This is a genomic window from Brachymonas moutaii (nom. illeg.), from assembly GCF_049977365.1.
GTDB lineage: Bacteria > Pseudomonadota > Gammaproteobacteria > Burkholderiales > Burkholderiaceae_C > Brachymonas.
Window position 1 is genome coordinate 98,402 of record NZ_JBNGEN010000008.1, and the last position, 7,598, is coordinate 105,999.

Annotated in this window: 6 protein-coding genes; 1 reads left to right on the top strand and 5 read right to left on the bottom strand. The window is 59.9% G+C overall.

The genetic code is table 11. The annotated features are described in order from the left end of the window. The first annotated feature begins 67 nt into the window (after positions 1-67). Entirely contained in the window at positions 68-1,840 is a 1,773-nt protein-coding gene (locus ACP2WS_RS09780) for a bifunctional protein-serine/threonine kinase/phosphatase (RefSeq protein ID WP_426460632.1), read from the top strand. Between the two features lie 450 nt (positions 1,841-2,290). On the opposite strand, the gene ACP2WS_RS09785 is transcribed toward ACP2WS_RS09780, so the two are convergent. The 5 genes from ACP2WS_RS09785 to ACP2WS_RS09805 form a co-directional block, all read right to left on the bottom strand. Then, on the bottom strand, positions 2,291-2,860 hold the full coding sequence (locus tag ACP2WS_RS09785; RefSeq protein ID WP_426460643.1) for a Mov34/MPN/PAD-1 family protein: 570 nt from the start codon (positions 2,858-2,860) through the stop codon (positions 2,291-2,293). Then, on the bottom strand, positions 2,769-4,442 hold the full coding sequence (locus ACP2WS_RS09790) for a HesA/MoeB/ThiF family protein (RefSeq protein WP_426460633.1): 1,674 nt from the start codon (positions 4,440-4,442) through the stop codon (positions 2,769-2,771). Before ACP2WS_RS09790 ends, ACP2WS_RS09785 begins: the two co-directional genes overlap by 92 nt. Positions 4,443-4,462: 20 nt before the next feature. Further along, positions 4,463-5,719, bottom strand: coding sequence for a nucleotidyltransferase domain-containing protein (locus tag ACP2WS_RS09795; RefSeq protein ID WP_426460634.1), 1,257 nt, complete (start codon positions 5,717-5,719; stop codon positions 4,463-4,465). Positions 5,720-5,730: 11 nt separating this feature from the next. Further along, the gene (locus ACP2WS_RS09800) at positions 5,731-7,362 is read right to left on the bottom strand and encodes an SAVED domain-containing protein (RefSeq protein ID WP_426460635.1); all 1,632 of its coding nucleotides are present in this window, start codon (positions 7,360-7,362) and stop codon (positions 5,731-5,733) included. 52 nt (positions 7,363-7,414) lie between these two features. Then, the coding region (locus ACP2WS_RS09805) for a hypothetical protein (protein ID WP_426460636.1) at positions 7,415-7,598 on the bottom strand (184 nt) is incomplete at its 5' end.

Consider the following 7,598-nt stretch of genomic DNA (forward strand, 5'->3'; position numbering starts at 1 on the left):
CGACCGCGCGGCAGGGCACCGAACCAGCCCCTCGCTGCCGCGCGGCCGCTCCCACAGGCCCTCACACATGACTGCCGCCACCGCCTCTCCCGCGCTGCTGCGCATCTCGGTGGGCCAGTGCACCGAGGCAGGCCGCAAGCCGCTCAACCAGGACAGCGTGGGCGCCCGCATCGCGCAGGGCGCCCTGCTGGAGCGCAAGGGCGTGGTCTGCGCGGTGGCCGACGGCATCAGCAGCAGCCCTGTGAGTCACCTGGCCAGCGAGACCGCCGTCACGGGATTTCTGGCCGACTACTACAGCACCCCCGACACCTGGAGCGTCCAGACCTCGGCCGAACGGGTGCTGGTGGCCCTGAACGCATGGCTCCATGCGCAGAGCCGCGCCGGGGAATTCCGCTACGAACGCGACAAGGGCCATGTCTGCACCTTCAGCGCCCTGGTGCTGCGCTCGGCCACGGCCCACCTCTTCCATGTGGGCGACAGCCGCATCTACCGCCTGAGCGCCGACGGCCTGGAGCAGCTCACGCAGGACCATCGCGTCACCGTATCGGCCGAAGAAAGCTACCTGGGCCGCGCTCTCGGGGCCGACTCGCAGGTGCGCATCGACTACCTGGCCCTGCCCCTGGCGGCGGGCGACATCTACCTGCTGGCCACCGACGGTGCCTATGCCCACCTGAGCGAAGCCGACATCCGGCAGACGCTGGCCGCCTGTGCCGGTGATCTGCAGGAAGCCGCCCAGCGCCTCGTGCAGCAGGCACTGGACGCTGGCAGCACCGACAACCTGAGCCTGCAGCTCGTGCGGGTGGATACCCTGCCCGCCCCCGATGCCCCCGACCGGCAGCAGCAGCGCCTGACCCTGCCCGTTCCGGAGCTCAAATCCGGCCTGCGCCTGGACGGCTATCGGCTGGTGCGCCCGCTGCACGTGACCAGCCGCAGCCATCTGTTTCTGGCGGAGGACGAAGCCACCGGCTGCCGCGTGGCGATCAAGGCCCCCTCGGTGGAGATGCGCGAGAACGCCGCCTTTCTGGAACGGCTGCAGCTGGAGGAATGGGTGGCCCGCCGCATCCACGACCCCCATGTGGTCGGGGCCGCCTTTCCCGAGCGCCGGCGCACCGCGCTATACACCGCGCTCGAATTCGTCGAGGGCCAGACCCTGACTCAGTGGATGACCGACCACCCCCACCCCGATCTGGACACCGTGCGCCGCATCGTCGAACAGATCGGGCAGGGCCTGCGCGCCCTGCACCGCCTCGAAATCCTGCACCAGGACCTGCGGCCCGAGAACATCATGATCGACACCACCGGCACCGTGCGGCTGGTGGACTTCGGCGCCGTCCGCGTGGCCGGCCTCGACCCCCGCCCGGACGACGATACACCCCCCGGCACCCTGCAGTACATGGCCCCCGAATACGTGGCCGGACTGCCCCCCTCGCCCGCCTCGGACCTGTTCTCGCTCGCCGTCATCGCCTACCAGATGCTCTGCGGCGCACTGCCCTATGGCGCGCGGCTGGCACAGGCACGCACCCGGGCCGACCAGCGCCGCATCGGACAGGGCTACCGCTCCCTCTGCCGCGACGGTGCCGCCCCTGCCCACGCCGCCATCCCCGGCTGGGTGGACGACGCGCTGCGCAAGGCACTCGACATCGACCCCCACCGCCGCCAGGCCGACGTGGCCGAATTCCTGCACGACCTGCGGCACCCCCACGCCGGCTACCGCAGCCGCCACCGCACCCCCTGGGTGGAACGCGACCCCGTGCAGTTCTGGAAAGTCCTGGCCCTCGTCGGCCTCGCCTGCACGCTCATCCTGCTGTACCTGCTGGCCCGGATGCACGCGGGGCGGTGAGCCCCTGCGACCTGCATGTAGCAATGCCAGTGACCGTTGAGGTATCGCCCGACTTCGGTCTGTCAATACGCACCGCGCAAATACCCGCAGCACACCCAAACCAGTCATTGAGGATTTGTCTTAATAGCGGACTTCTGCCCTACTTCCCGACGTCTACGACTTGTTATCGCCGTCTATGCAAGTCAGGCCTCTGCCCCCCGAATAGAGAACATGCTAGCGGCGGAGAAGTTGTCTGGTTTTTATGGAGAAGAACGGATATGAAGGAATTGCATTAGCGCTCGATTCATAAAGTACGCTATTCTTAGCCTAGAGCGCGTTACAAACACTGAAAAATTTTCTTTTGCAACAAACACTTGTATGCATTTTTACAAAAGTGCGCATCGTAGAATTTTTCAATAAAAACAACAGCTTGCACGGAATTTAATACCGCGCTATAGCGCACCATCCCATTTAGACCTCCTTCAAGCGAGTCCATAGTCCATTTGGTTCCGTAGTGGCGACCCAAACGGCCATGTTGAGTGGATTGCCATGATTTCCAAGAATAGCCAGCAGAAAGCCATTCATCGCACCATGAAACGCTTCAAGATATTCCAACGTGGTTTCGTAGTCTTGCGTTGAAGGAGATGGGTTTAGCTCCGGATGGGTATGCCATAGGCCGACGGCATGCCGACCTTGGTCAAATTGCATTCGTCGATCACTGGTCGCCGAATGCAGGTCAGGTACGAAGAGATGGTGCCCTCGGACATCCCTGGGATGTGGCCCGGTGGCCACGGATACAACTACGGCTGACTCATGCGGCGCTGGGCTGAATAGCTGACCACCGGCCTCACGATGCCAGATATGGGTCTGGGCATGTCGGTACATATGTCGCAGCACCGGGTTGGAAAACAGGACGTAGCCACGGTTGTCAGGTAGCAGGAACGTTCGGTTACTCATGCCATGCCCGCTCCAGGGAAATTCCGTCGTAGGGTACGGCATCCTTGGCCCACGCCCGATGTTCGAGGCCCGGATAATGGCCATCAAGGAAGCGCTTGCCGCGTACCCAGCTTCGCACCACAGGCTGGGCGATCAGGCCGTCGATTAGCGCCAGTGCCGCTTCGGAGATGAGGGCTACGGCATGGGCCGCGGCCGCCGACGTATAGCTCTGGAAATCGCTGCTGCAGGCGGGCTCGCGCTGAATCACCTCTTTAGGCCAATCCACCGCCTGTAGTGACTCCAAAGGGTCGCCCGCGGTGCGCATCCAGCGCTCGTTTGTGGGAAGAATGCAGGCATGGGCCGCAGCAACATAGGGTTCCATCCACCCAATCAACAGCGGACGCGGATGCATCTGTCGTGCCTGTTCAAGACACCAGCGCACGTCAGGCTCCCCCGTCAGGTCGATGACCACATCAATTTCCGCCAGCGTGCGCTTCGCGATCCAGGTCTGGGCGAATTCGTAATACGGCTTGAGCAATACCGCAGGATTGGACAAGGCGACTCGTTTGACGAGCAAGTCTGCCTTGCGATGACCAATTGCTTCAGCCCCCAGCAGGTGGCGGCCGATGTTGGCTGTAGATAGTGTATCCGGGTCGACCACGGAAATACACCCGACCCCGGCTTTAGCCAACTGATCAATTACGGGACTTCCGAGAGCCCCTGCGCCCAGAACCAGGACATGCCGTCGCTGACGACACGCAATTTCGGGATGTTGTTCTCGACCGCACGTCCACAACGGATCGATGCGGTCCACCAATAAGGGCAGCATCCGCGTCGTGGGGTAGGCGCGCTTAATGATGCTTCTTCCCGCGACGGTCGGTGGCCCCCCCGTCAGCAGAAAACCAAAGCTGCAGTGCGGCGCGCGCAGCAGAACGATTCGGTGAATCGCCTTCCCCCGTGGGCGACGCTGCCGCTGAAACTTGTTAGCCAGGGATTCCCCGAGCCGACCGGCGACCAATCGTTCGAGGGCCGATTCCGTGCGCGGCCAAGTGAGCGGCGTCAAGGCGTGGGCAATAGGGATATCAGCGACCAAGACGTTGCAGACTTGCGCCGCTCGATTCCCGAGAGATGCCACAAAGCGGTCGGAAAGCGCGGGATTGTCGCCGGCGACCACGATGCGACTGGGCAGCAAAAGGCGAGCCAGGTAGACCCGGGGCGCTGGATGGCGATTATCGACTGTGTAGATTCGGGTGACGGCGTTTTTTGACGAAGCCGACCGGTTAACCAGAATGGTCCAGTAATGAAGGGCCTCTTGGCCAAAGTCCCCATCTAGTTCGCCGATGAGCCACGGGTCGAGAAACTTCAAATAAAAGTGGCGCAGCAGTGCATTGATCCGATCTTCAGCCGTATTCCCGCTGCCAGGCCCCGGATCGCCTTCAAGGCACAAGTTACCGTTGTATTCGACATGGGGGACACGCAGCACAGCATCGCTCGATAGCCGGATACTGGCGGAGTCATTGTTAGGAAAATCGGACGGCAGGACCAGCCACGCAGACTGGAATTGCCTTCCATCCGGGAGCTCAGGCAGGCGGATCGGGAACAACCGCACCTTATCGCGGTGCCCCGTTACCTCGGGTAGAAGCGACGGGTGTTGCTCCAGAAATCGAACAAATGCCTCGGTACTCACGCGCAAAAAGCCAGCATGCCTTAGGCTAGGCCACGGGTTGGTGGCGGAGAGTACAACCGGGTCGGGGCGCTAGGTGCCAGCCCGCCGCCAGACGTCGGCCCAGATGCCGTTCCCCCTGTGCATCCGAAAACCTCGCGTACACGGTGCTTTATTTCATCCTCATCGTGTTTATCCAAAATTCCGCGCAGGTCGTCGATCAATAGATCGCACCAAATGTCAAACGCCGCTTTGCGCGCCCCCTGATCCTGATTCCAGCGCTCGGCAAAGTTCTCCCCTTCAACGGTGGGATTGGCAACCCAGTATTCTCCACCCCGCTCTTCAACCATGCCAGGCATTAGCTCCGCAAGATCGAGCAGCAATTCGATTGGATGGGTGTACCTGGATCCTGTGTCGACAAGTCCTTCGTAGCACTGCGTCAGCAGGGTCACGATGAGGACGGAGATGGGCTTGGTCGCGCTATCCAGATTGCCTCGCCGCACCGCCATGTCCCTGTGGCGTTTAAAGAGTCGGATGGCTACCCGAAGCGTGTCTGCCAAAGGCACTTCCTGTTCCGGAACAGGGTCGATACTGGCATCCATGGATAGGGCGGCATTCTCTAGAACGAGGTTCAGCAGAATCGACTTTTCGGCCTGTTCTTTGACCCAGTTGGCAAAGCCTTCCGGGTTCGAGGTCTTCCACTGCTCGGTGGGTGTATCAACGACCGCCAGCGCTGTATCCTGGTGCAGGCTGGACGCTCTGAAACGTACCGAGTTCAGAGTGGCAGCTGGCACAGTACTCAAGGGAACCGATGGTGTGAATTCAAGATAGAAGCGGCAATTTGAAAACTCGACGCGCCAGCAGCGCTTCTTGGCGCTGGGATCCCAATCGGCAAGAGCAATCCCTACATCCTTAAAAAAACCCATTGGGTCGTAGGCGGCAATGCGAGAAATATCGACTGAACACACCGCATCGATATCGAATTTTGTCGCATCTGGCGGCCTGATGAGGGTCTGGGTCCTTGCCGAGCCTTGGGGCAGAATCCGGATCGCATTGCGCGGCCAATTCAGTTTGTCGACCAGATGCTGCGCAATCTCTTCATAGGCACTGGCCGCTTCTTCGACCTGTCCCTGGGGGATTGTGATGTGCTGATTGACGAAGTCGAGCTCTCGCGCCCACGCCTCCAGAGAGCGTCTACCACGCAGTTGATCAAAAGAATTATGTTCAAGTGCCATTCCAAGCACCTTTCGCCGCTTCTTGCGAGCGGACTCAACGAGCGCTCCGTATTTGGTCATAGCCATAGGGCTGTCCTTTAGCGTAGAGGGATAGTTTTAGAGTTTTCGTTACAGGACGATAACACTGCCGTAACCTGCTGTCCTCCGATGGAGAGCGCTGGTTTAAAGGGCTGGCCGCGGTCAGGGCGGTCATAGACGATATAGACTGGATGATGCCCCGCCTGCAGCAACTGGCCGAACCTGAACAGGGTGCTGACTGGCGACACGCCGAACAAATGCACCCGAGATGGGCGCATTCCATCCTGGATCAGTCGAAGGGCGGTGCGTGCGACCGTGGTGAACTGTTGGAGATCGTCTGGGTGTGAAATACACCCGTCATCCGGCTGTGACACCGTGATGCGCACCCATGGTATTTCACCGTTTCGAACCCGGCCGACAATAGTGTCCGGAATGGCTTGTTCATCGATAAGTGCTGTCAATTCAAGCGACAGCAGCACTTCGTCGGCTGGCGTCGGTGGATGGTCGCTGACTTGAAAGGCGAGTGGCGGCAGGGGAGTAGCGCATGGATCCCACTGCCAGGTTTTTCGGTGGCGGTGATATTGAAAAACTTCGATGGGGCAGGCCTCGCCGACAATCCGGCCGCATAGAACTAGGAGGGGTACCGTATGGAACGGGAACACGGCAAGCGTGTCATGAGTTATCCCACCGTTTCCGGCCAGCTGGCCGCCGACACGGCGCACTAATTCCCTAAAATCAGGCTCGTGCTCGTGCAGCACTTGGTCCCAGAAATCCGGCGACAATCGATCATCGCGCTGCGTCCGACAGAGAACATGGGCAATGTCCGGCAGCGGCGCAAGGCGCCGTCCGTGCATGGCCTCCCGCATAGAACGCTCCGATGCGACCGTCGGAATATTTGCAACATTTCCAAACAATGCGAGGGCCTGGGCGCGTGGATAGGCCAATCCATCGAGCGCATTGCGGACCATGCGAGATCGTTCCCGACGCATTTCACGCAAGAATTCTGCTGAGTGACCATCCTCATCGATCCGGTCAATCAGCCGGTGGTGCGCATCGCACATAAGCATGATGTTTTCCGGATCGTTGGACAAAGCATGCGAAGTAGCGGAATCCCCGCGGGGTCCATCCGGGTCAGATGCGATGATATGGGCTAGATAGCCAATCCTGGCCGCTTTTGTGGTCAGTGTGGTCCGCCCCAAATCCTCGCTGCATCCGCGGTACATACAGCGGCCACCGGCCTCGTGCCAGACCAGCCTCGAGGTTTTTTCGGATATGGCTTGGCCGCGCCCCTGTCCGAACAAAGCAGCCCTGCGTTTCAGCCATTCCCCTACATCGGTCGGGGTGGCATCCAGCTTCAACCAAGCCGTGTCAGCAATGGTTGCCTGCACAAGTTCATTCAGAGGGAGTTCGACCCGATTGAGCAAATTCGCACGAGCTAATTTTTTCAGAACCTTGGCCGATTCCGCTTCGGGGTCGGCAGGCAGCAGCGGAGCATCAGCAATCGTCCCATCGAACACTTTGCAGCGATGGCTTGCATGCACAAGCACAACGGTGCGCTCATCGGTAAGGCAGCATTCGAGCCATTGGCTCAGGGTATTGTCATCAAGCATGTCAGGCTGACAGAAAGCACCGGGACTGGCGGCAACTGACGAGGCGGCAGAAGAGGTCGATGCGATATAGGGAAAGTTCATGGAATCCATGATTCTTATTGGAACCAAGTCCAGAGCAGATTGGTGGAAACTTCTATATATGGAAATTTTCTATCTTATTTTTTGATGCTACCAGAACCAGAAGGTTATCCGTTGCCGTATGACCCTTGTCTGTCGCCTTTCCTGACTGCACATCCGCTATCCGTGACCACAGCTCGTCCATAAGAATTCTGCAATCCATGTACCAAACTCCAATAATAGGATGGCGGTCTCCAATC

What these genes read in the sequence shown, in the direction of transcription:
- ACP2WS_RS09780 (WP_426460632.1), top strand. Translation starts at nt 68, where the DNA reads ATGACTGCCGCCACCGCCTCTCCCGCGCTGCTGCGCATCTCGGTGGGC.
- ACP2WS_RS09795 (WP_426460634.1), bottom strand. Translation starts at nt 5,719, where the DNA reads ATGGCTATGACCAAATACGGAGCGCTCGTTGAGTCCGCTCGCAAGAAG.
- ACP2WS_RS09800 (WP_426460635.1), bottom strand. Translation starts at nt 7,362, where the DNA reads ATGAACTTTCCCTATATCGCATCGACCTCTTCTGCCGCCTCGTCAGTT.
- ACP2WS_RS09785 (WP_426460643.1), bottom strand. Translation starts at nt 2,860, where the DNA reads ATGGCCATTATCCGGGCCTCGAACATCGGGCGTGGGCCAAGGATGCCG.